Annotated in this window: 19 protein-coding genes; 11 read left to right on the top strand and 8 right to left on the bottom strand. The window is 59.0% G+C overall.

The genetic code is table 11. The features are described from left to right. Positions 1-227 precede the first annotated feature (227 nt). From P3T40_RS40185 to P3T40_RS40175, 3 genes are read right to left on the bottom strand one after another with little or no spacing between them, the layout of a single operon-like run. A complete protein-coding gene (locus P3T40_RS40185; protein ID WP_429273242.1) occupies positions 228-968 on the bottom strand; it encodes an SDR family oxidoreductase in 741 nt (246 codons plus the stop codon). Then, on the bottom strand, positions 965-2,281 hold the full coding sequence (locus P3T40_RS40180; RefSeq protein WP_429273241.1) for an FAD-binding oxidoreductase: 1,317 nt from the start codon (positions 2,279-2,281) through the stop codon (positions 965-967). The genes P3T40_RS40185 and P3T40_RS40180 overlap by 4 nt, the downstream gene beginning before the upstream one ends. A 2-nt stretch (positions 2,282-2,283) precedes the next feature. Continuing rightward, positions 2,284-3,708 (bottom strand): UbiA family prenyltransferase, encoded by a 1,425-nt coding sequence (locus P3T40_RS40175; RefSeq protein ID WP_429273240.1) that lies wholly within the window; start codon positions 3,706-3,708, stop codon positions 2,284-2,286. A gap of 333 nt (positions 3,709-4,041) precedes the next feature. Between P3T40_RS40175 and P3T40_RS40170 the strand changes: the two genes are divergently transcribed. Genes P3T40_RS40170 through P3T40_RS40155 form a run of 4 tightly spaced genes read left to right on the top strand, consistent with a single transcriptional unit; the run spans position 4,042 to position 8,772 of the window. After that, a complete protein-coding gene (locus P3T40_RS40170; RefSeq protein WP_429273239.1) occupies positions 4,042-4,887 on the top strand; it encodes a glycosyltransferase in 846 nt (281 codons plus the stop codon). Beyond that, the gene (locus tag P3T40_RS40165) at positions 4,884-5,840 is read left to right on the top strand and encodes a UDP-glucose 4-epimerase family protein (protein ID WP_429273238.1); all 957 of its coding nucleotides are present in this window, start codon (positions 4,884-4,886) and stop codon (positions 5,838-5,840) included. Before P3T40_RS40170 ends, P3T40_RS40165 begins: the two co-directional genes overlap by 4 nt. 8 nt (positions 5,841-5,848) lie before the next feature. Then, complete coding sequence (locus tag P3T40_RS40160) at positions 5,849-6,883, top strand: MraY family glycosyltransferase (protein WP_429273237.1); 1,035 nt, start codon at positions 5,849-5,851, stop codon at positions 6,881-6,883. 5 nt (positions 6,884-6,888) lie between these two features. Beyond that, complete coding sequence (locus tag P3T40_RS40155; RefSeq protein ID WP_429273236.1) at positions 6,889-8,772, top strand: polysaccharide biosynthesis protein; 1,884 nt, start codon at positions 6,889-6,891, stop codon at positions 8,770-8,772. 97 nt (positions 8,773-8,869) lie between these two features. Here the strand turns inward: P3T40_RS40155 and P3T40_RS40150 are convergent, their stop codons facing one another. Beyond that, positions 8,870-9,973, bottom strand: coding sequence for an MraY family glycosyltransferase (locus P3T40_RS40150; RefSeq protein ID WP_429273235.1), 1,104 nt, complete (start codon positions 9,971-9,973; stop codon positions 8,870-8,872). 202 nt (positions 9,974-10,175) lie between these two features. Here P3T40_RS40150 and P3T40_RS40145 point away from each other — a divergent pair, with 202 nt between their 5' ends. Beyond that, a complete protein-coding gene (locus P3T40_RS40145; protein ID WP_429273234.1) occupies positions 10,176-10,562 on the top strand; it encodes a hypothetical protein in 387 nt (128 codons plus the stop codon). Between the two features lie 167 nt (positions 10,563-10,729). After that, entirely contained in the window at positions 10,730-12,385 is a 1,656-nt protein-coding gene (locus P3T40_RS40140) for a methyl-accepting chemotaxis protein (protein ID WP_429273233.1), read from the top strand. Here P3T40_RS40140 and P3T40_RS40135 read toward each other — a convergent pair. The 3 genes from P3T40_RS40135 to P3T40_RS40125 all read right to left on the bottom strand — a co-directional run bounded on the left by P3T40_RS40135 (position 12,382) and on the right by P3T40_RS40125 (position 16,278). After that, complete coding sequence (locus P3T40_RS40135) at positions 12,382-13,611, bottom strand: hypothetical protein (RefSeq protein ID WP_429273232.1); 1,230 nt, start codon at positions 13,609-13,611, stop codon at positions 12,382-12,384. The genes P3T40_RS40140 and P3T40_RS40135 overlap by 4 nt on opposite strands. A gap of 553 nt (positions 13,612-14,164) precedes the next feature. Then, positions 14,165-14,824, bottom strand: a complete 660-nt coding sequence (locus tag P3T40_RS40130) for a class I SAM-dependent methyltransferase (RefSeq protein WP_429273231.1) — start codon at positions 14,822-14,824, stop codon at positions 14,165-14,167. Positions 14,825-15,573: 749 nt separating this feature from the next. Next, positions 15,574-16,278 carry a TylF/MycF/NovP-related O-methyltransferase gene (locus P3T40_RS40125; protein WP_429273230.1) on the bottom strand — a complete coding sequence of 235 codons (705 nt, stop codon included), beginning with the start codon at positions 16,276-16,278 and terminating at the stop codon, positions 15,574-15,576. Positions 16,279-16,606: 328 nt separating this feature from the next. Between P3T40_RS40125 and P3T40_RS40120 the strand changes: the two genes are divergently transcribed. After that, the gene (locus P3T40_RS40120) at positions 16,607-17,371 is read left to right on the top strand and encodes a TylF/MycF/NovP-related O-methyltransferase (RefSeq protein WP_429273229.1); all 765 of its coding nucleotides are present in this window, start codon (positions 16,607-16,609) and stop codon (positions 17,369-17,371) included. Positions 17,372-17,503: 132 nt separating this feature from the next. Here the strand turns inward: P3T40_RS40120 and P3T40_RS40115 are convergent, their stop codons facing one another. Then, positions 17,504-17,902 carry a GtrA family protein gene (locus tag P3T40_RS40115; RefSeq protein WP_429273228.1) on the bottom strand — a complete coding sequence of 133 codons (399 nt, stop codon included), beginning with the start codon at positions 17,900-17,902 and terminating at the stop codon, positions 17,504-17,506. 322 nt (positions 17,903-18,224) lie between these two features. Between P3T40_RS40115 and P3T40_RS40110 the strand changes: the two genes are divergently transcribed. The 4 genes from P3T40_RS40110 (at position 18,225) to P3T40_RS40095 (ending at position 22,343) form a co-directional block, all read left to right on the top strand. After that, positions 18,225-18,575 carry a hypothetical protein gene (locus tag P3T40_RS40110; protein ID WP_429273227.1) on the top strand — a complete coding sequence of 117 codons (351 nt, stop codon included), beginning with the start codon at positions 18,225-18,227 and terminating at the stop codon, positions 18,573-18,575. Positions 18,576-18,963: 388 nt separating this feature from the next. After that, positions 18,964-20,046 (top strand): glycosyltransferase family 4 protein, encoded by a 1,083-nt coding sequence (locus P3T40_RS40105; protein WP_429273226.1) that lies wholly within the window; start codon positions 18,964-18,966, stop codon positions 20,044-20,046. A 23-nt stretch (positions 20,047-20,069) separates the two neighbouring features. After that, on the top strand, positions 20,070-21,449 hold the full coding sequence (locus P3T40_RS40100; RefSeq protein ID WP_429273225.1) for an O-antigen ligase family protein: 1,380 nt from the start codon (positions 20,070-20,072) through the stop codon (positions 21,447-21,449). A gap of 36 nt (positions 21,450-21,485) precedes the next feature. Then, positions 21,486-22,343, top strand: coding sequence for a GNAT family N-acetyltransferase (locus tag P3T40_RS40095; protein WP_429273224.1), 858 nt, complete (start codon positions 21,486-21,488; stop codon positions 22,341-22,343). Positions 22,344-23,141: the final 798 nt, after the last annotated feature.

The raw sequence follows: 23,141 nt of genomic DNA, 5'->3' as shown, positions 1-23,141 counted from the left end.
TGTGTTGCGCGAAGAATGCCGACAGGGGATCGGTCATTGCACGCATATAAAATTCGATAGTCCCGTCCCATTGATCCCAATAGGGAACCGGCGAGAAGTTTCGCACGACGCCGACTATCGTCGAGCATAGTGTCAACAGGCCTAGGCCGAGTAGGGCCCAAGCGCAGGCGCGGCGAGCCTGACTATTCATCATAAAAGGTACGTTATCTCGAGGAAAAGGGCTGTAGTTATAGCGACAGGCGCTTGAATACCCGACGAGGGATGGAACGGATGATCAGCATGATCCCTGCCCAGAACCATCGCGTGTACAGCACGTCCTTGCGTTTCTCGATAGCGCTCACGATATCGTTTGCCACTTGCTCGGGAGTCGCCACAAGTGGTCCCGGTAACGGCAGGCCCGCGGTCATCGGCGTGGCGACAAAGCCCGGCTTTATCGTTAGCACATGTACACCGGACTTGAACAGTCGTGCATTCAACCCTTCGCAGAAAGCGGAAAGCGCGGCCTTGGCGCTGCCATAGAGATAGTTCGACGGACGCCCGCGATCGCCCGCAACCGACGAGATCACGGCCAGGGCGCCGCGCTTTTGAGCTTCGAGCACGTTAGCAATCGGCGTTAGCAGGGCGATTACGGAAACGGCATTGGTATTGAATTCGCGCACAGCGACAGAGGGATCTGCCTGGCACGCCGCCTGGTCCGGTAAAGTGCCGGGCGCCACCAGCACGATATCGAGCGCGCCGAGTTCACTCGCACAACGCTCGAGCATGCCGGAGTGCCGGTCCAGACTGTCGATATCGAGTTGATGGCAGGCGGTGAATTGCGCTCCACGCGCGGTCAGATCGTCCGCTACTTGCTTAAGGCGTTCGCCGTTACGGGCAACGAGGAAAAAGCGTGCGCCTTCTTTGGCCCATTGGCGAGCACAGGCAATGGCGATCGCCGACGTGGCGCCGACGATAAGAATGTTTTTCATGTTCGAGTGGTCCGTTCCCAGAAGCGCGACAGCAGGGCAGGGTCGCGTAGCGCTTCGAGTTGCTGCCATTGAGGGTAGGCGGCGCGAAAGTCGGCGCCCGGCATATGGGCGTCCTTGGCCGGATAGATGCGGCCGCCCGCTTCGCGCACAATCGCATCGAGCTTGGCAAACAGCCGCGTGTTCAACGTGTCACGCTGCGGAAAATCGAGTGCCAGCGACGTGCCTTCCAGCGGAAACGACAGAAGACCCGGCGAGAGTACGTCACCGCAGCGCTTGAGTACGGCCAGAAATGAGCCGGTGCCGCTATGTGCGATAGCGTCGAGAATTGCGCGCGTTGCGTCACGCGCGGCATCCGGAGGTACGACGCACTGGTACTGTTGAAATCCCGAGCGGCCGTAGATGCGGTTCCATTCGAGCAGACTATCGAGCGGATAGAAGTATGAGTCGTAGGTGACCGTCGCGCGTACTTCGTCGCGTTGCTGCTTCTGGTAATACAGCTCGTTGAAGGCGCGCAAGGTTACGCGGTTGAACACGGGAATCGGGAGCGTAAACGGCACGGTGCGCTTCTTGCGGGTCGCGACTTCAAGCGGTCCGTCGACGGCATGATCACCGACCATGAAGATGCCGCGTCCGAGGCCAGCGCCGCGGCTCTGGCAGTCCACCCAGGCCACACTATATTCGTGCAATGGATCGAGCCGTTCCGACAGCGCGAAGAATCCGTCGAGATTGGCGAAGCGGATACTCGTTACGTCGATCAGGCTCGAGCGGATCGGCATCAACTGGATCTCAGCCCACAGGATGAGCCCGGTGAGCCCAAGTCCGCCGATTGTGGCGGAGTAAAACTCAGGATGTTCGTCCGGCGCGCATTCGAACTGGCTACCGTCGCTGCGCGCGAGCGCAAAGCGGCGTACGTGCCGGCCGAAGGTCCCGCGTACATGGTGATTCTTGCCATGGACGTCGTTGGCGATCGCGCCGCCCAAGGTTGCGTACTTAGTGCCTGGTGTTACCGGCAGCATCCAGCCGCGCGGGATGGCGACGTCAAGGATCTGTTCGAGGGTGACACCCGGCTCGGCACGCAGTACGCCGGTTTGCCAGTCTGCCGCGATCAGGCGGTCTAGCGGCAGGGTCTGCACCACATGGCCCGAGGCGGCGAGACAACTGTCGCCATAGCTGCGGCCATTGCCGAACGCGAGAGCCGTGCCGTGTTCACGGCTCGCATCCAGCCACGCGTCGCGAGCAGCGTCACGCCATGGGACAGCGTGTACCTCCTGCGGCGAGTTCGGATAACGGCCCCATGACAGCACGGTACTCATCCCTAGATCGCCGCCCAGAACACGAGCCCGACCAGGGCGACCACGGCGAGGCTGACACGATCGCGCGCAGCGAAGACGATAGGATCGTCGTGCATCAGGCCCCGGTGTGCAATGATCCAGGTGCGGCTCACCCAGTAAAGCAGCAGGGGGCAGGCCAGCCAGATGACCTGCGGATGACGGTACAAGCTGGCTGTCTTTGCATCCTGGATGTAGAGCGCGAGAACGAGAACCGCCAGATAGCCCGACGATGTACCAAGCGACGAGATGAGTGACAGGTCGCTCGCTACATAACCGCGGCCGCGTGTCTTGACCAGGCCACGGGCTTTCATTGAGTGCAATTCGGCGTAGCGCTTCACGAGCGCAAGGCTGAGGAAGATGAACATTGAGAAAGCGAGCAGCCAGAAGGTCAGGCGGCCATTGATCGCCGCGGTGCCCGCAATGATTCGGATCGTGTAGAGCATTGCCAGCACGACCACGTCAACCATTACTTGCCGTTTTAGGAACATCGAGTAGGCAAGTGTCAAGGCATAGTAACCGACCAGCACGACACAAAAGCGCCAAGGCAGGGTGAGCCACGCTGCGGCGAACGCGCCGACAAGGAGGATCGGGAACAGACCCAGTCCCCACGTCAGGGGCAATGCACCTGACGCTAACGGACGTTTGCGTTTGACGGGGTGGTGACGGTCGTCTTCGAGATCCAGCAGATCGTTCAGCAGATAGACACTTGACGCACAAAGTCCGAAGGTCAAGAACGCGAGTATGGCCGCGATGACGAGATCCGCCGACGACAGTTCGTGTGCAGCTAGCAAAGGCACGAAGATCAGCAGGTTCTTTAGCCATTGATGCAGGCGCAACGATTTGGCCCACGTTCTGGCAGTGGGCGGGCGCGACTCGATTACGCGCTCCACATTGCCGATCCTGCGGGCGGCGCGCTCCACACCGTTGGAGGGGTTGACCACGTAAGCCCGTTCGGCGGACTCCCATACGGCGATATCGTCGTGCGAGTTGCCGGCGTAGTCGAAGCCCTTTTCGCCGTATTCGGCGACGAGCTTGTCGCGCTTCTTGCGGGAAGACAGATTGACGCTGCTGTTGCTGGCAAACGTCGTGTCGAACAGGCCGAGGTGGGCGGAGATCGCCTGCGCGTAACGTTCGTGGCTGGCGGTGGCCAACACCAGGGTGCGACCGGCTTCGCGTTCTGCCGTCAGCCATTCGACGACGGAGGCGTCGTAGGGCAGGACGGTGACGTCTACATTCGTCGTGTCAGCGAGACCGGCTTTCAACCCAGCCTTGCCACCGCGCGCGAGCCATAGCAGCGGCTCATAGAAGCGGTGCGGGGCGGATTTCAAATAGGCAAACCCAGATTCGATCAGGACATCCGAGCGAATCAAGGTGCCATCCAGATCGACGACGAGAGGTCTGCTGCGCATTCGGTCTGCCCTACGGGCGGTTTGTAATAGTGACGAGCGACGGGGCGCTGCGGCTAATCTAATTGCCGCACGCATCCGGTCGAATCCGTGTGTAGGAGTTTTGCGGCGCTACTTTACTATTTCACGATATTGCACACAACCTTACACCTGAAAGTGGGTTGATTTTGCGGCACATCCTTCCAATTCGGGCAAAATATATGGGGCTTAATTAAGCGTGACGAGCAGTAACAAAAGGAAAGGCCGGTTGCCGAATCGCAGAAAATTAAGCAAACTGCGTGCTTGTTGCGGCCACACAACGAAGTGTCGTCCATAAGACACGCAGTTCTAACTCACATGAATGCTACAAGCGCGCCGCGTTCCGATATTGAAGGGTTGTCCGTTTCCGTCGTGGTCTACCGGCCGGATCTCGCGGCACTGGCGAGTACGCTGGCCAGCCTCGGCGCAGCCTGTGAAGCACTGCACATCAGGCGGCCTGGCTTGCCGGTTGCCCTTTATCTCGTCGATAACGGTGGGTTGCCGGACGTTCGTGCCTCGCTCGACGCACTGCACGCTCTTGGCGTTGCCTGCATCATCCTCTCCGGGCACGGCAACATTGGCTATGGCCGGGGCCACAATCTGGCGATCGAGCGGGCAGCGAGCCGCTACCATCTCGTGCTGAACCCGGACATTGACCTCGATCGCGACGCTCTGATTCGCGCGTTCGAATTTTTTGAAGCCCATTCCGACACTGGCCTGTTGACGCCTTGGATCGGCGACGAGCAGGGTCATCAGCAGTTCCTGTGCCGCCGCTATCCGGCCTTGCTTGACCTTTTTGTCCGCGGTTTTTTGCCAGGCGGCGTCCGCCGACTATTTGCGCGCCGCCTTGCCCGCTACGAGATGCGCGATCTGATCAATGACCGGGATATCGTTTGGGATCCGCCCATCGTCAGCGGTTGTTTCATGCTATTTCGCACGAGCGTGCTTAAAAAATTGGCGGGTTTCGACGCGCGCTATTTTCTGTACTTTGAAGACTACGATCTGAGTCTGCGGGCGCACGATGTGGCCCGCGTCGTGTATGCGCCGGCTGTGCGGGTATTGCACCACGGCGGCGGCGCCGCGCGCAAAGGTTCGGCGCATATCCGGATGTTTGCCGCGTCGGCGTATAAGTTCTTTAGCCGCTTTGGTTGGAAGTGGCTATGACTCGAATTCTCGTTACCGGCGCGAATGGCTTTGTTGGGCGGGCGTTGTGCCGTGCCTTGGTGGCTGGCGGGCACGTCGTCACGGGCCTCGTGCGGCAGACCGGAGGCTGTGAGTCAGGTGTGCAGGAATGGGCGGACGGCGGCAAGGATTTCTCCTGTCTAGCAAGTTCGTGGCCTCAAGAGTTGAGGCCCGAGTGCGTGGTGCATCTGGCGGCCCGGGTGCATGTGCTGAATGACGACACGGCTGATCCGGATGCGGCCTTCCGCGCGACTAACGTGGAGGGGGCGCTCCGGGTTGCCGAGGCTGCATTTCAAAGCGGCGCCCGCAGGTTTGTGTTCGTCAGCAGCATCAAGGCGGTAGCAGAAGGCGACTTCGGGCGCCCGTTGCGCGAGGAGGACATGCCCGCTCCCCAGGACGCCTATGGCCGCTCGAAGTATGCCGCGGAACAGGCGCTGATCCGTTACGGTCAAGACACAGGTCTGGAAGTTGTAATTGTCAGGCCCCCGCTGGTGTATGGCCCGGAGGTTCGCGCTAACTTTCTGCGTTTGATGGATGCCGTCTGGAAGGGAGTACCGTTACCACTCGGTGCGGTCAGCTCCAGGCGTAGCCTTGTGTATGTGGACAATCTGGCCGATGCGCTGATGCGTTGCGCTACCGACCCGCGTGCCGCGCACCAATGCTTCCACATTGCAGATGGCGACGACCCGACTGTGGCCGGACTGGCGCGTTCCTTGGGCAAGCATTTGCAGAAGCCAGCGCGGCTGCTGCCGTTACCGGTGAGCTGGTTGCGTGCGGCCGGCCGGCTGACGCACCGTTCGTCGCAGGTTGAGCGTCTTATAGGCAGCCTGCAGGTCGATACGAGCCGGATTCGCACCGTGCTCGGCTGGCAGCCGCCTCATTCCCTCGATGACGGTCTGGCTGCGACCGCCCGCTGGTACCGTTCGACGCACTGAGGGTATCCATGGTCATGCAAGTTTTTACGAATTCGCCTTGGGCGGCCATCGCGTTCGCTGCTGTGGGAGCCGCTTGCGTGTGCGCGGTGATCTTGCTGGTCCTGCTGAAAACCGGCTTGGCGTGGCGTCTGGCCACTGATGTCCCGAATGACCGCTCGCTCCATGTCCGTCCCACGCCGCGAGTCGGGGGCTGGGGCATTGTGCCAGTGTCGGTAGCCGCCATCTGGTTGCTCGGGCCGAACTTATGGTGCGTGGCGGCTGCAGTGGCCTTCCTGGCGGCGGTTTCGCAGATTGACGATCGCCGCGGCCTGCCGGCGCGAGTCAGGTTCGCCGCCCACTTCATCGCAGTCGTGGGCTTCGTCGTCCTGTATCCCGCTCCTGTGCAGTGGTGGATTCTCGCAGTCTTGTCATTTTTGATGCTTTGGCTGGTCAATCTTTACAATTTTATGGACGGGGCGGACGGCCTGGCGGGCGGCATGGCGCTATTTGGCTTCGGAGGATATGCTGTGGCCGCGTTGATCGCTAACCAGCCGTTGCCGGACGTGGCGTTGGCATGCGCATCGGTGGCTGGGGCGGCGTTGGGCTTCCTGTTGTTTAATTTCCACCCCGCGCGGATTTTTCTCGGGGACGCTGGCTCTATTTCGTTAGGCTTTCTTGCCGGCGCTTTCGGCTATTGGGGCTGGCTCCGCGGGGCGTGGCCCATTTGGTTTACCGTACTCGTGTTCGCACCTTTCATCACTGACGCGTCAGTTACGCTAGTGCGGCGCCTGTTGCGTGGCGAAAAATTTTGGCGCCCACACCGGGAGCACTACTATCAGCGTATGGTGCGTTCAGGTATGGGCCATGCTCGAACCGCCGCTGCATGGTATGCAGTCATGGTGGCAGGCATAACGATTGCTTTATTCATGCTTGGCCGATCTCCGGCTGTTCAATGGTGCGTAGTCGCCGTGTGGATTGTCGTGCTATGCCTGATGGGTGTGGCGGTGGATCTACGTTGGCGTCGTTTTCAATCAACACTGTCTGAACAATCATCTGGGGTATAAAGCCGATGCTAAGACATAAGGCCTCGTGGCTATCTCTCAGCGCATTCCTGTTCGACCTGTTTGCGGTCGGATCGGCTTGGATCACCGCTTACGTCATTCGCTTCAACGGTGCCGTCCCGGTTGATTTCTGGAACGGCGCGTTGCATTCGTTGATCTGGGTACTTCCCGTTTACGGCGTGATGTTTCGCATTTTCGGTCTCTACCGAGGCATGTGGGTATTCGCGAGCCTCCCGGACCTGATGCGTATTTCAAAGGCCGTGGTCGCCGGCGCGCTGGTCACGATGGTGGTCTCGGTGATGGTGCAACCCGTACCGATCGTGCCGCGTTCCGTACTGGTGGTCTCGCCGCTGCTTTTGTTCCTCGTCATGGGCGGCACCCGGGCCCTCTACCGCGCGACCAAAGAGTTCTATCTCTATGGCGGCCTCGTCGGCCAGGGCAAGCCTGTCGTTGTGCTCGGCGCGGGTTCCGCAGGCGCGAGCCTCGCCCGCGAACTGTCGCGTTCGAGCGAGTGGCGTCTGGTTGGCCTGCTGGATGACGATGTGGCCAAACACGGCCGCGAAATCTACGGCTACAAGGTGCTTGGCTCGATCAGCGAGCTGCCGCAACTGGCGGAGTCGCTCAAGACCGAATACGCGATCATCGCGATTCCCTCAGCTTCCGTGGAAGCGCAGCGCCGTGTGGCGACGCTGTGCGTGCGCGCGGGGGTTCGCGCCATGGTGTTGCCAGCCTTGACCGCGCTGACGCAAGGGCAGGCGTTCCTCTCGCAGGTCCGGCATATCGACCTCGAAGACCTGTTGGGGCGCGATCCAGTCAAGATCGATACGCCGCACGTCGAAGCCCTGCTGCGCAATCGCGTGGTGATGGTGACGGGAGCGGGCGGTTCGATCGGTTCGGAACTGTGCCGTCAGATCCTGCGCTTTGAGCCCGCCCAGCTGGTCGCGTTCGATCTGTCCGAGTATGCGATGTACAAGCTCACGGAAGAGCTGCACGACCGCTTCCCGGGCTTGCCGGTGGTCCCGGTGATCGGTGACGCCAAGGATTCGCTGCTGCTCGACGAGGTGTTGTCGCGCTATGCGCCGCACATCGTGTTTCACGCAGCGGCCTACAAGCATGTGCCGCTAATGGAAGAGCAGAACGCATGGCAGGCGGTCCGCAACAACGTGCTGGGGACCTACCGCGTCGCACGAGCAGCGATCCGCCACGAGGTGAGGCACTTCGTCCTGATTTCGACGGACAAGGCCGTCAACCCGACCAATGTGATGGGTGCGAGCAAGCGCCTCGCGGAAATGGCGTGCCAGGCCTTGCAGCAAACCAGCACGCGCACCCAGTTCGAAACGGTGCGCTTTGGCAATGTGCTGGGCAGCGCGGGCAGCGTGATTCCGAAGTTCCAGCAGCAGATCGCCAAGGGCGGCCCGGTCACGGTCACGCATCCGGAGATTACGCGCTTCTTCATGACGATTCCCGAGGCCTCGCAACTGGTTTTGCAGGCGTCTAGCATGGGACGTGGCGGCGAGATCTTCATTCTCGATATGGGCGAGCCGGTGAAGATTGTCGATCTGGCGCGCGATCTGATCCGTTTGTATGGGTTCAGCGAGGAGCACATCAGGATCGTGTTCACCGGGCTGCGGCCAGGTGAGAAGCTGTACGAGGAGTTGCTCGCCGACGACGAAACCACGTCGCGTACGCCGCATCCGAAACTGCGGATCGCTCAGGCGCGTGGTGTGCCGGATAACCTGCTGGACGAGTTGCTGCCTTGGCTGATGCAGCACCGCGTGTTGCCCGATCAGGACGTGCGGCGCGACCTGCGTCGCTGGGTGCCTGAATATCAGCCGACGCTCGCGCCGCCGCTGCAGAGCGTGCCTTCGGTGACCAACGTTCGCGTGTCGTAGTGATACTTCGGGGCGCTGCGGTGCTCAGGCCAGGCAGGTAGCAAACCCTTCGCTGCAACACGGCAGGACAAGAAAAAAGGCGCTTATGCGCCTTTTTCTATGTCCGCCGCTTCTTCCTCACCACCAGCCACCTCGGCGACTTAAACCGCACGATACTCACATACAGCCACACATAGGTCGCGGCAAACACCATCACGAAGCAGAACAGATGCAGCGTGTGCCTCCAGAACAATGTCGCAGGGACCACGGCCACCAGACACAGCAGCCACAGATACGGTGAGGTCAGCGAATTGCGCCGCGTCAGTTCGCGCGCCGTGCGCGCGCCCACGGCCCAGCGCATCAAGCGCTTGTAGACCAGCATATGCAGGTGCACGCCGTCCGGAATTCCCGGCGACATCCCGCGAATAAACTTCTTCCGGTAGATCGAGAAACACGTCTCGAAGATCGGGTACATGAACAGCAGCACCGGATACCACGCCGACACGTCGCGGTTGCGCATCACCAGCATGATGGACAGTTCCGCGAGCATGAAACCGATGAAGTACGCGCCGCCGTCGCCGAGAAAGATCAGGCCGGCCGGGAAATTCCAGATGAAAAAGCCCATCACAGCGCCCATCATGATGAGCGACGCGGACAGCACGATCGGATCCGACACCTCGAAGGCCACATACGCCAGCGACGCGAACATCATGAACGCGACCATCGACGCAAGCCCGTTGAAGCCGTCGATGATGTTGACGGCGTTCGCTAGCGCCGCAACGGCTAGCACCGTGACCGCGCAGGAAATGACCGCATAGGAAAGCAGAAAATCGAGCGGCGGCACGCTAATGCGCGTGACGGCAATATTCAACAGGAAATAGGCGAGGGCGGCGGCCGCCATCGTGCAGATGAGCCGCGCGAGCGGTGAGACCCGCTTGGTCAGGTCTTCGACCAGTCCCGAACCGAAGGCCGGCAGGCCGCACGCCACGAGGCCCAGAATCCCTCCGGACACGGCAGGATAGGTGTGATGCAACTGCAGGGCCGACACCACCAGTCCGATTAGAATGCCCGTTCCGCCAATCCGCGGCACCGGTTGCGCGTGGAATTTCTGCACGCCGACCAGATCGGTATCGGTGGAGAATTTTTCATGCAGATGCGCGTAGCGCACGATCAACAATGTGATCAGCAGTGAGACGAGAAACCCGAGCGCGAAACTAAGCATGAAGGTGAGCCTGAGCGAAGACGCCGAATTATACAAACGAAACGCACGGGCCTCGTAAAGCCGGCCGGGACGGACTACAGTTCAATTAGCGGTCAGCTTGTTCGCGCATCACCGGTAGACTCAGCAAGGCACCCGCCGCGCCACTGAAAAGAATTCGCCATTCCGTCATACTTCCAGTTCGTCGTTTCACCGAGCGTCCCCCATGTTTGGCAAGTTCACCATTGCTTTCATTCTGTTTTCTATTGCCGGCAGTGCCATGGCCGATGGCTATTCGCATCCCGTCGTGATGACCGGCGTCACGCAAATGGCCGACACGGCTGAACTACATTTCGATCCCGCTCCTAAGGCTACCGGCACGTTAGTCATTCTGGGCGATCACACGAAAACTCCTAAGCAAAGCTATCCTTTCGTCTACAGTGTGCCGGCGCGGCAGCGCGGCCAGATTGACCCGCCCGTCAACCTCGATTTCAGCGGCAAGCAAAAGTTGACCCTCTTGTGCGATCCGAGATCGGATAACTGTATGTCAACTGGTTATGTGACCCTCGGGGCAGCGACCTTTTCCATGCTGTGGAAAGTGACGCAACATTAGCCGTCCCCGCTCCCAAATAGTGACTCTGTAACACCCCCAAACCCTTGCCTGTCATGGATTCCCCCTATCTAGCGCGGGTTCCAAACGACCGTTAACCCGGATGCGGCGAGGTGCGAACGGGGAGATTTTGGTCGTGCGCCGCTCGACCAGGACGTAACGGAGAACTAATGCTAAAAAACATCACCATTCGGGGCGGGTTGACGCTGGTTATCTGCTTGTTTGTCGCGTTCTTGCTGACTGTGATCGGGGTCGGATATGGCGCACTCAAGCTTGCCAGCAATGGTCTGCAGGATGTGCAGCGCAATTCGGTCGCGTTGACGCGCCTGAACGCGAGTTCCGCGAAGCTGCTGCAGGCGCGCCTGGCGCTGGGCAGCTACGAAACCTTATTCAGCGTCGGCAAGCAAACCGACGATCTGCTGCCGGCGGCGCACAAGGTGCTGGTCGAATCGAACGACGATTTCCACGCCTACGCGGCGGGGCCTTTCAGCAACGACGACGAGCAGCGGCTCGCCCACGCTGTGGAGAATGCACGCTCGGCGTTGGTCGATCAGGCGATCGAACCGGAATTCAAGGCGCTCGGCGATAACGACTTCAATACTTTCCGCAACATCCAGGGCGAGACCGCCAACAGTTTCTACGCCAGTTATGCAAAAGCGATCGACGCGCTCGAGCAACTGGAAACCGATAACCAAAAGGTTCAGGCCGAAACGGCCGCGTCGCGTTTTCGCATCGCCACACTGCTGTTTGCGGCGATCGGCGCGATCTCGATCGTGATTGGCGTGATGGCGCGCGTTGGCCTCTCGGCGGCCGTGATCCGGCCAGTAAACCAGACCATTCGTCATTTCCAGCGTATTGCGGCGGGTGATTTAACGATCGCTGTCAAAGTGCGCTCGCGCAATGAGATGGGCCAGCTGCTCGGCGCGCTGACGCAGATGCGCGATGGGTTGATCGACACGGTATCGAAGGTGCGCGGCAGCACCGGCGCGATTACGCAGGGCGCGAATGAGATCGCCTCGGGCAACGCCGATCTGTCGCGACGTACGGAGCAACAAGCGGCGGCGCTCGAGGAGACCGCGGCCAGCATGGAAGAACTGTCGGCGACGGTGAAGCAGAACGCCGACAACGCGGAGCAGGCCAACCGGCTCGCTCATGGTGCGCTGGAGACCGTGACGCGCGGTGGCAGCGTCGTGGGCCGGGTGACCGAAACGATGGAGGGCATCACGACTTCGTCGCGCAAGGTCGCGGAGATCATCGGCATGATCGAAGGGATCGCGTTCCAGACCAACATCCTCGCTTTGAACGCCGCGGTCGAAGCGGCCCGCGCGGGCGAGCAGGGGCGTGGCTTCGCTGTGGTGGCCTCGGAAGTGCGCAGTCTTGCGCAGCGCTCCGGCACGGCGGCGAAGGAAATCAAGGAACTGATCGGCGAATCGGCGGCCAAGGTCGAGCAGGGCGCGTCGCTCGTGGCCGAAGCGGGCAAGACGATGCGCGAAGCGATGCAGTCGGTCGAGCGTGTGACCGGCATCATGGGCGAAATCGAAGCGGCGGCGCGCGAGCAGAGCGAGGGCATTGCCCAGGTCAACAAGGCGATTACCCAGATCGACGAGGTCACGCAGCACAACGCGGCGCTGGTGGAAGAGGCCGCCGCGGCGGCGAAGTCGCTTGAAGAACAGGCCTCGGTATTGAGGGAGGCGGTGTCGGTGTTTCGGCTCGAAGAGGAGCCCCACTTGAGGGAGGGTCTGGAGACGCTGCCGATCAACTCTCATGGGCATGGGAAGCAATCGGGTCCGCTTCCTCACAGAGCCTTGCCCCTCCGCGCAGTCTAGATCCCGCGTCGAAGAAGCGATCGGAACCGCGTCCCTAGCGCTTTCATGATTCCGTGCCGGGAGCCAAGCGCACTCTCGGCACGACCCAGTTGGGCGCGCAAGGCTTCTATCTCACCGTAGCGCTCTATCGCGAGTGCTTGCGCTTGGGCAAGCGCGGTGTCGGTCGCTCCAAATTGGGCGCGCAAGGCTTCTATCTCAGCGTAGCGTTCTATCGCAAGCGCTTGCGCTGTGGCAAGCGCGGTGTCAGTCGCTCCAAATCGTTCTGCTAGCGGACGCAAAATGGCGACGAAGTCTGGGGAAAACAGGTGGTCCAGTGTCGCGCGGGGCACGGTGCCGTGATCCGGCGGCGGTTCGCCGCGTAGCCCTCGCCATTCGCCAAAGGTACGCTCGGGCAGTGGCTCTTCCAGCAGCGCCGAAAGATCGAAGCGCGTCGCTACCTCGCGGTTGGATCGCGCATAGTGCTGGACAATGATGCGTCGCGTCGCGCTATCCATGCGAGTGCGTGACGGCAAGCCGGAAGCGATTAGTTCGATCACTCGCTCTTCCGATTCGCTTAGCGTCCGTTGCTGCTGAGCGCGACAGAAATTCTTCAGCGATTCGACCAGGGCGAGCGCCGTATTGACACGCTCTTCCGCGAGAGGGACGCTGGCGGGCCAACCGATTACCTTGAGAAAATCATCCACTACGCTGGATTCACGGACCGCGTCGTACGCACGTACCACTAAGTCGATTCCGTGAATGCCATCGAGCCTGCTGATCAGCTGCGCGTAATCCAGAGGGAATTCGGCAAGGTCATGTCGCAGGCGCGTGTGTGCATAAGTCAAGAAGTCAAGGCAGAAGCGGCTTTTTAACCGTTCCAGATAATTGCTCTCGAGATAGTCGGTTTGGCGGCGCAGATAGAGCACCACGACCACTTTTTGCCCGATGTCGGTCAGGCGGTCGACTAGATGCTGAAAGCCGAGCGGATTGTTCCACAGCATGTGTGAAAACTCCTCGCTCGACAGGATGACCTGCTGCCGCGACGCCGTGATCTCGTCAATCAACGAGTCGATCAGTGCGGCATGGCCGGGTGAATTCGTCTGAGCGGCCAGGCCGTGCTGGCCGGAGTCAGGTTCTAGCTGACCGGTGCGAGGGAAGAAGAAGCCTGCTTCGGCTAGTCGTTGCGGCTGAACCGCCAGCACGCGCTGGATTGTCGAGGTACCCGTCTTGTGGGTTCCAATGTGCAAATAACAACGACGCATAAGATCGGTTTGGGCCTCGGGTCATCAACAAAGAAGTTGCTCATAATGGGCGGTGAATACCGAGAACAGCGTTGAAGAGCGTTCAGCATCGTATTCACGAGCGACCCTACATTCACATTACGCGCAGTCTAACCTTTCTGTAGTATTTTCCAAGCGCGGTTTTAGGGCCCGTTCCTTTACTAACTGTTACAAAACGCATGCGCCACAGACCTGGTTGCGTCGTTCGGCCAGTCTTTAGTAGGCTACCGATGTGGAGGTGGCAGTTCTCAACCTTCATGAGGCGAAGAGGCGTCCGAATGTCGAAGTGGCAAACGCCCGCCGATTCCGACCGATACATTCGCCTTGCCGCAATATCTGCAATATTTGTCAGGGCGTTATGCGTAGTTTCCACTCGCTATTTCGCGGACCACGCATTCACAATGCCGTACGCGAAAGCGGTGAAAAGGGGTGCTACTCTTGCTCGCGTAAGTTTTCCTGATGCGTGCAAGCCAGCCCCGACTGTCAGTTTGCAACAGCATGGTGACCCAGTCCTGAGGAGTCAGGCCGGCTTCTCGGCGACCAGGAGGAACTGTCGTCCTAGAATTCTCCATGCGAGCGGAAATTTCAAATATGCGCTCACGAGTAACGGATGTTGCGGTAGAGCAGATCGAGTCGTGTACGGAAGGAATTTGTCGATATTGCGAATGACTCGAAATCCGTTTATGGAAAGCCCTTCCTCCAGCGACAAGTGTGAAAGCGGCAGATGGTGGTCGTAAAAGTCCCAGTACTCCCCAGCCAGGTAACGTATGTTTGGCCCCATGACGATGAACTTGCCTCCGGGACGAAGGACGCGCAGCACTTCAGTCAGCACGCTGTCACAGGAGTCCTTCGATTCCAGGTGCTCGAGGAAATTCGACGTGAAGGCCATGTCGATACTTTCGTCCGCAATGCCGCGCATTTCGTCGGCTCTCGTTTGATGAAACGAGACCTCTTTCCCGAGGAACTGCTCGGTATCAGGATTCAGGTCTATCGCGTGTTTTTGCCTCGCCTGGATGTTGTTTATAAACTCGCCGTAACCGCAAGCCACATCAAGGACCGTCGAATCGGGATCGACAAACTGTTGAAAGAAGTCTTTGCACAACACCTGCCAGACGCGCATCTTGCCGGGGAGGTCGGCCTCTTTAAAACGAAAACGGTATAGCGATGCAAGATTCCCCATGTTTTCACCGAAATGTTAGCTTTGTATGGGCGTAGAAGGCCAACAGGACTGCAGAAGCAACACCTGCCATATGCCCAACGGCTTCTGTGAACGTTGTCCCCTGTAGAAACAGCGATGCAAGTTTTGACACGTCGGTACTCACTGCGACATCAATGCCAGCAATATTTACCAGGGGGAAGTTAGATGTCTGCTGCGTCGGCACAGGCGTGCCTCCCAAGTCATTGAATGCGCATTGTAGCGGTAACGTCCCTGCTGAGGGTGAACGATCGGCACCCCGACGAACCGGGCTTGCTCCGTCGCTCTTGTGTGCTTGAGGACCCCGAGTTCTGATTTAGTCACGAACATGCCGTAAAGGCGTTGCCTTCGCAGCATCATTGATCTCGGGCACCAGCATCTCCTATCCGCGCGCATAATTTAGTAAGCGCTGAGCGTCCGCTTGCCACTCGATGATTGATCAGCCGGGCGCGGCGGAATCCTCAGGTGGCCGTTCTCTTCATGCATTGCTGCACCACCGACGCAAAGCAAAATGGGAACTGTGCAACTAGGCCCTCGAGGTGGGCGAAAGCGTAGCGGGGACCGCACCGTGGGAGTACATTGCCGAGTTAATTAGTTATCCTTATATGTTGCGTCTTCGGACACTCGTCGGCCAACAAGTTGACAATGTGCAGTAGCACTGGCCCTGGCACGTATATCTTCTATGTGGTTAGCTCGACGGCTGAAGCTGATGCCGCCTTTCAAAGCCAACCGCGCTATTTGGACTTGCGGATGGCGACGGAACCACAAAGATCCGGCAGAGGAATGATGCTCTCAGGCTTATCGGAAAAGAAACTGTCGATAGCCTGCTCCGCGCCGTCCCAATACAGACTGTTGTAGTCATGCATAACGATGAAACCCCCGGGTTTGGTGCGGGGATAGAAATACCGTAAGCCGGCCATCATCGGTTCACCCAGATCGCAGTCGATGTGGACGAGTGCAAACGAGGCATCCTCCGGAATGTGAGACGAAGTTTCCGGAAAGCGTCCCTTGATGAAGACTGTTTGTTCATCGCCAACCTTGGCACGAACCGCTTCCAGACTCGTATCAGCAAATGCCCCTTGCAGCCGGGATTCGTTATCGGAGAGATCCCTCCCATCGAAGCCCTCAAAGGTATCGAGCAGGTAGGTTGTTCGACCAAGTCGACGAGCAACCGACGCAAGAAACTCAGCGGAGTTGCCCTTGAATACTCCCAACTCTGCGAAATCGCCCTGCACACTGTCTTTGGCGATCTGGTCCACAATCAAGCAAAACGCAAAAAAACGCGTCTGATCATTATGCGCAAACTTTTGTATGTCGCTTTCGGGATCAAGAATCCCCCCGCGCGCCAGATACTTCGCGATGTTTTCGGTGTACTTTTGTGGTGCCCTATTAATTAACTTATCGACCCACAAATCTTTCGCCGCCACAATCTCTGCCACTGTGATACCCCCTTCCGTTCGATATTACAAAATGGAGGAAAACATCGTGTAAGCACGCGTAGGACATACTAGCAGTTCTACGGTTCACCGTACGAACGCCGCGGCACGTAGCGCTTGCAGGACGTCATATCGGCGAACCAGGCACGTGCCTGGAAGTGTCACTTCGCGTGAAGGCCGAACCGCAAGTCCTGTTCCACAGTAGTGGACAGGTGCAGGGCAGGTCATTTCTGAGCGTGGGATGTAGGTACAGGAACGCGCGACGACAACCGGATGCCGGATTTCAATGAGCGTCCTTTATACTATCGCCTCACGTTTAGCGGAGCGACAAATGTCTATTGCGGAGACGATGAAGCGGCTTCTTCATCGCGAAGAACAGCAGTCTGAGACGGCACCAACTTGGCGCGAGTTGCGTGGCTTCTCTCACCCCGAGCGATACGATAAGAACTATTCCAAGTATCGGACGCTCGGTGGTGCCGTAAGCCCCGAGGAAGATGCCGAGAAATTTGCCCGGGGCCTTGTTTCGCACAACAACGATATGGCGCGATTCTATTCGTTCTGCCTGATCGCTGACCAGATATCAAAAGACGGGATTGAGGGCGACTTTGCGGAACTCGGAGTGTGGCAGGGCAATACAGCCGAGTTACTTGCTGCCTTCGCGCGTCGCTTCGACCGCACTCTGTATCTGCTAGACACTTTTGAAGGACTGCCCGAAGTCGATTTGGGCCGAGACGAAAAGCACCTCGCAGGAGTCTTCACGGATACCAGCGTCGAAGCAGTCCGGGCACGCATCGGAGACGACCGTGTCGTATTCGTGAAAGGGTATTTCCCAGACACCGCTTCGCAGCTCCCGAGCGATGCACGCTTTGCCCTCGTGCATATCGACTGTGATCTTTATGCACCTATGCTCAGTGCCCTGGAGTATTTCTATCCGCGCATGTCACCGGGCGGGTTTATTCTCATGCATGACTACTCGAGCCTCTGTTGGGACGGGGCGGAGAAAGCCGTGGACGAATTTTTTGCCGATAAGCCTGAAGCAATAATGCCGCTACCTGACCTGGCCGGAACAGCGGTCATGCGGAAAAATCGCCGCTGACTGGCTAAGCGCGCTACGGTGCCACCCAAGGCGTGAATACGTGGCACGCCGTAGATGCCGCCACGCGTAATAAGCGCTGGTCGAAACCCCAAGCACCCTCCCGACGGTGGCCACCGGTCACCATTGGGAGAATCAGCGTTGTTTAAAAACCCACATCTTAGCCGTGGCAAAGTTGACGACCATACCTGCCAACGACCCGACGGCGACCGCGACGATGGGCAGGAACGGGAGCCCTTTCAGCGTAAGAACCGTCGCGCTGTACGCGCAATAGTTGACGACTCCTCCCACCGACATTGCTACAAGATATCGCCACCACTCAACCCAGGCCGATCCACTGGGGTTTGAGCTAAAGGTGTAACGGCGGTTGATTTGCCAGGTGGCCCAGACAGCGCAGAGGAACGAAACCGCGCGACCGGCGAAGTAGCCGAGGCCTACTGCGAGCCCCAGGTAGAGGATGCCGGCGTCCACCACAAAACCTACGACGCCGGCGATTACGAATCGAATCAGTTGCTGGCGCACGCTATTGAACACCCCAGTCGAATCCGTTCAGCTTGACCGACAGACGGGTGCACCGCCCGGCTTCAGGGCGCTCGCTGCGACCTGCTTCGAACTGCGATATTGCCAGTAGTGCCAGGGCGTTGCTCTTGGATAGCTTCACGATAGTCGGCGATATCACAGCAGGAGGGGCAACGGGCTCAATGTAAAGTCAACGTCATCTGGGCGGGATTCTAACCTCTGGCGCCACTATGCATGGGAAAATGCCCGTGCTCGGAATGTTCAGGTGACACAATGCCCAGCCTATTCTGCCGATATAATCGCCTTGCCGTAACACCCCCAGTGACCGACAGCGCACATGCCTAGTCTTTTGATCAATCTCCGGTTGCCAGGACTCGCGTTCGTGACGCTTCGCGCCTCACTATGGCGTGCAGCAACGAGACGAAGTGCGTGCCTGGCGGGCATAGGCGTCCTTTCCGCCTGTACCGCCGTGTCGAACGTCGACTCGCGGCAGGATGGCCATCTGGCTCTGACGAGCCGGGCACGCTGGAGCCTGACCTCCTGGAACCATGTGCGAACCGTTGGGATAAAGCATGCCGCCGCCTACTGCAAAGCCCAGAACATGGAGATGCATGTGGTCGCCCTGCATACGGGCAGTGTATGGGGGGTAACGGATGAGGAAATTGAAGTGGTGTTCGACTGTTATTGATCTGCAGCGGGGCAGTTAGGCGGGGGCCTGTGGTTCTTCTTCTATTGCGGCACCGAGGCTGCTGATCTCCGTGTGACTCGCCGGAAACGCGTCGCATGAGCCTCGAACAACTCAACGACGCTGCGTCCAACATTGGATAGACGTCTGCATTGATATGCAGCAAACATGCTGCACTTTCGATACCGCTTATCGAAAGTCTTCAGAATGTTACAATTATTTCCGATTGTTATCTAATTATTTCTTCTTTCGTGCCGTTAACGAAGACTGGCATTAGCGCAAAACGAGGGCTTTGCGCAGTATCGAAGATGCCAGACAAGATTCAATAACACTCAAATAGAACATTGCACATTTTTCAACGGCGTTGTCGATATCCGCCGCATTCCGCTACATGACGAATACATCTATAAGTAAGTCGAATCCAGTCATTCATCTCGTGAACGGATTCCAGAATCCGTATGGCGGAAGCGAGCAGGAAACACTCAATCTTGCCCGACTGCTGAAGACAAAGGGCGAGGTAAAACTATGGTCCTCGTCATCCCGGAGTTCACCGGAACTCATCGACCAGTTCGGAATAAAACCACTCGGCCTCGCCCCGCAGAATCGCCCGAACGGAGGCACCTACGTCTTCGTCGGCTCGCACTGGCGCAACAGAATATGGCCTTATCTCGGGCCGGTTCCGCAACGGCTGATCTATGTGTTCAACACGTTTCACCCGAAGATACTGACGTTGACTTCAACGCATCCGCGCCTGCTGCGTTGGCCAGAGACCGAGTACGTTTTCATCTCCGATTTCCAGCAACGTCAGGTTGGTGTGGATGGCGTGGTGCATCCGTCGCCTATCGATACGGCGCTGTTTAAACCGGGCGCGCCCGTGACGCGCAGCCGACCCATCGTCGGCCGCTTGAGCCGCGATACTGACGACAAACATGATGACGATGACCTGGCGCTGTATCGGGAATGGTCAGCGCAGGGAGCAGATGTTAGGCTTCAGGGCGCCACCTGCCTTGCCGGCAAGCTGGGAAACAAGTCAAACATCGAACTCCTTGCGGAAGGCGCGACGCCGCCGGCCGATTTTATGCGCTCGCTCGATGTGTTCTATTACCGGACCGGGTCGCACGTCGAAACGTTTGGCCGGGTAGTGTTCGAAGCGATGGCCTGCGCGTTGCCGGTGGTGTGCCACCGGCGCGGCGGCTATGCCGATTGGATCCGTCATGGCGAGAACGGCTTTATCTTCGACACCACTGAGCAGGCGCGCCAGATTGTGGGCAGGTTGCTGGCCGATCCTGCGCTGCGTGCGTCGGTGGGACAGCGTGCCCGGGAAACCGTCGAGTCAATGTATTCGAGAGCAGCGCTGGACCTGCGTGCCAACTTCTTCACCGGGCAGGAAAGTAGCGCAAGCCGGCCTTACCGGAATCAGAGCAAAGGGGCGTTGGTGATGGAACGTCTGGAAGCGAAGACTTCCGAATCCTGAAGTTCAAATAGTGAAAAGGTTTCATGATGGTCGCACCGCATATCACCAGTGAAGTTTCGCAACTGAGCGCCAGCGCTGCGCCGGCGGTCAATGGTGACGCGCTAAAGCATAGGTACTCCACGAATCTGGGCCAAGGCTGGCGGTCCACATCCGAGTCATATGCGCTGTTCCTCGCGAGAGCGTTCGCGCTTGTCACCTTATGCGCGGTCCCAATCTCCACGGCAGGGGTGAATCTCGGATCCGGGCTGGTGTTGCTGTTCGCGTTGCTGTCCCCCGAGGCGTGGAGGGCATGCAAAAAGATCGCCGCTTCGCCGGTGAATGTGGCCGCGCTCGTTCTGTTTGTCGTGCTCGCCCTGAGCATGACCTACAGTTCGGCGAGCCATGACGAGGCCCTCGGCTTCCTGTTGAAGTACCGAAAGCTGCTGATGTTGCCGGTGCTTTTCGTGGTGTTCTACGGCAGCGACCGGGCGAAGTGGCAGTCCGCGGCGATATGGGGGTTGTTCTCCACGCTGACGTTGGCCATGGTGCTCACGTATACGAACTTCCTTGGCTGGACGTCGGTTGGGCCCATGCACGGCAGCGACCCGATGACCAAACCGTGGGTCTTCAAGGATCACATTTCCGCCGGTCTGATGATGGCGTTTCTGGGCTATCTGGCAATGGCGCTCGCCACGGCGGTGCGCAAAGGCATCGGGCGGTGGCTGCTTTATCTGGTCGCTGTGCTCGCGATGGTGAACGTCCTGTTCGTGCTTCAGGGACGCACTGGGCAGGTCGTGGCGATCGCCTACATGGCGGTCCTCGTCGCAGTTCAGCTCATGAAGTCACGGGACAAAGACACGCGCACGCGCTGGATCACGACAGTTGCGAGCGTTGTGGTGTGCCTGTGCGTCGTGGGTTGGTCTTTCACAGCGAAGCACTCACGGCTTGCCGAGACCGGACAAGAGGTTAAGGAGTTTGAGGTCTATAACCAGAATACGTCGATGGGGGTTCGGCTCGAATTCTATCAACGCAGTCTGGAGTTGATCCGGCAACGACCGATTTTCGGCTATGGCGTGGGCAGCGTTCGAACCGAATTCGAAAAGCTTGCGAAGAACAGCACGGGTGGGCGCGCGGCAATGGCCGGCAATCCACACAACGAGTTCTTTCTGATGGGCGTGCAGCTCGGGCTGCTTGGAATCGCGCTGTTTGTCTGGTTTCTGGTCGAGATTGCACGGGCATGCAGGCGGCTCGACAAACTGGCGGGGATGGTTGTCGGCGGCTATCTGCTCGCCTTCGTGCTAGGGTGTTTTGCGAACTCGTTGCTGCTCAATTTCACGGAAGGGAATCTGTTTATTCTCCTCACGGGTATCCTGATCTTTGGCGGAAGTGAGAGCGGGAAGCCGGATGCGGGTGCGCCAGGCTGAACAGAACGCCGATGGCGGTGGCCTTGGGAGAACTGGATGGGCCAAACTTATACCGCAGCTCACGATTTCCTCATCCGGACCATGACGCCCAGCGAGGTCGAACTGTCGCTCGAATGGGCTGCATCGGAGGGGTGGAATCCCGGCAAGCACGATGCGCGTTGTTTTCGCGCGGCAGATCCCAATGGCTTTTTTATCGGCGCGCTGCAAGGCGAGCCCATAGGATGCATCTCGGCTGTCGCCTATGACGATCGATTCGGCTTCATCGGCCTCTACCTCGTCAAACCCCAGTTCCGCGGCATGGGCTTTGGCATGCGCATCTGGCAACACGGCATGGCCTACTTGGGAAATCGCAACGTGGGCCTCGACGGTGTCGTCGCCCAACAGGCGAACTACAGGAAGTCGGGTTTTCAGCTTGCCTATCGCAACATCCGTTTTCAGGGCGTCGTGGAAGGGGTGGTCAGCGCACGCGTTTCAAGCGTCTCGGAGCTGCCATTCGATCAACTGGTCGATTACGACCAGCGCTTCTTCCCCGCCCGTCGTCCACGATTCCTGGGGGAGTGGCTTAGCCAGGCGGACTCCGTCGCACTGGCGGTGGTCCAGGTTGCGCGCATCACCGGCTACGGTGTGCTGCGAGCATGCTTGGCTGGCTACAAGATCGGTCCTCTTTTCGCGGACAACGATCAGATCGCCGAGGAGTTGCTCGGAGCGTTAGCCGCCCATGTCCCGGGCCAGTTGCTCACGCTCGACGTCCCGGAGTCCAATCCGGCCGCGGTTGCTCTGGTTGAGCGGCGCGATATGACAAGCGTCTTCGAAACCGCCAGGATGTACACCAAGGAATCTCCCGCGCTCACGGCCAAGCATGTGTTTGGCGTCACCTCCTTCGAGCTAGGCTGAGTTCTTACGCCCGCCCCGGCGGTGCCTGGCGTCTCCGCCCGACCAGTTCACCTGGCTGTAACCCCACACACGTCCTCGGAAGCGTCGAGGCAAGGCACGCGACTTTTTCGCTTACGGATTCTTCCATTTCGTATAGCGAAACGCAGGACGAATCCTGTTGCCACGCCGATACGCCTCGGGCGCCGGCCCTCCAGGTTCCATCGCATGCCTTTTGTCGATCGCCACCGCGAATAGTCCCCAGATTGAAGACGGGCATAAACATAACATGCACCCGCCTCGCAGTCAGACGTCCCACCGGTCACACGCTTACTGCCTGAGGTCGATGCCAGCCGAGCAGTTTCGCTGCATCCGCTGGTTCGGCATAACGCGACGCCACATCGCACGGCCGCCGAGCCACGATCTCATACGGTTCGGGCCGGAATGAGGTTTTTTCGAGCGTGCACTTCACGTCGACCGTGATCGTCACGTTGCCGGGGGCAGTTGCATTCGTCGGGATCTGCGGCAGACTGGTCTTGCGATAATTCGCCGGACGTCTCCGGACGAGGCAATTACCGCAACTACCACTACTCCAATCCAATTTTTCATGAACTGTCTATGCAGACCTGCTGGGGTATATCCGTGCGCCCGAAAAGTGAAACCATGAGTTCGCAGCGCTGGTTGTTGCGACGTTACACGCGAGCGGTGACGTTGTGGAGCTCGTTCTACCTAGCGCGTATCCCGGTAAGCGGCTCGGCTGGGCCGTGTCCTCACGCGCGCGCGAGTGAGGCATGATGGTGATGGCGTGTCGGAGTCCGTGTA

Source organism: Paraburkholderia sp. EB58 (assembly GCF_050436665.1).
Taxonomy (GTDB): Bacteria; Pseudomonadota; Gammaproteobacteria; order Burkholderiales; family Burkholderiaceae; genus Paraburkholderia.
The sequence above is the reverse complement of the archived record's forward strand: the minus strand, read 5'-3'. Positions and strand labels throughout refer to the sequence as shown.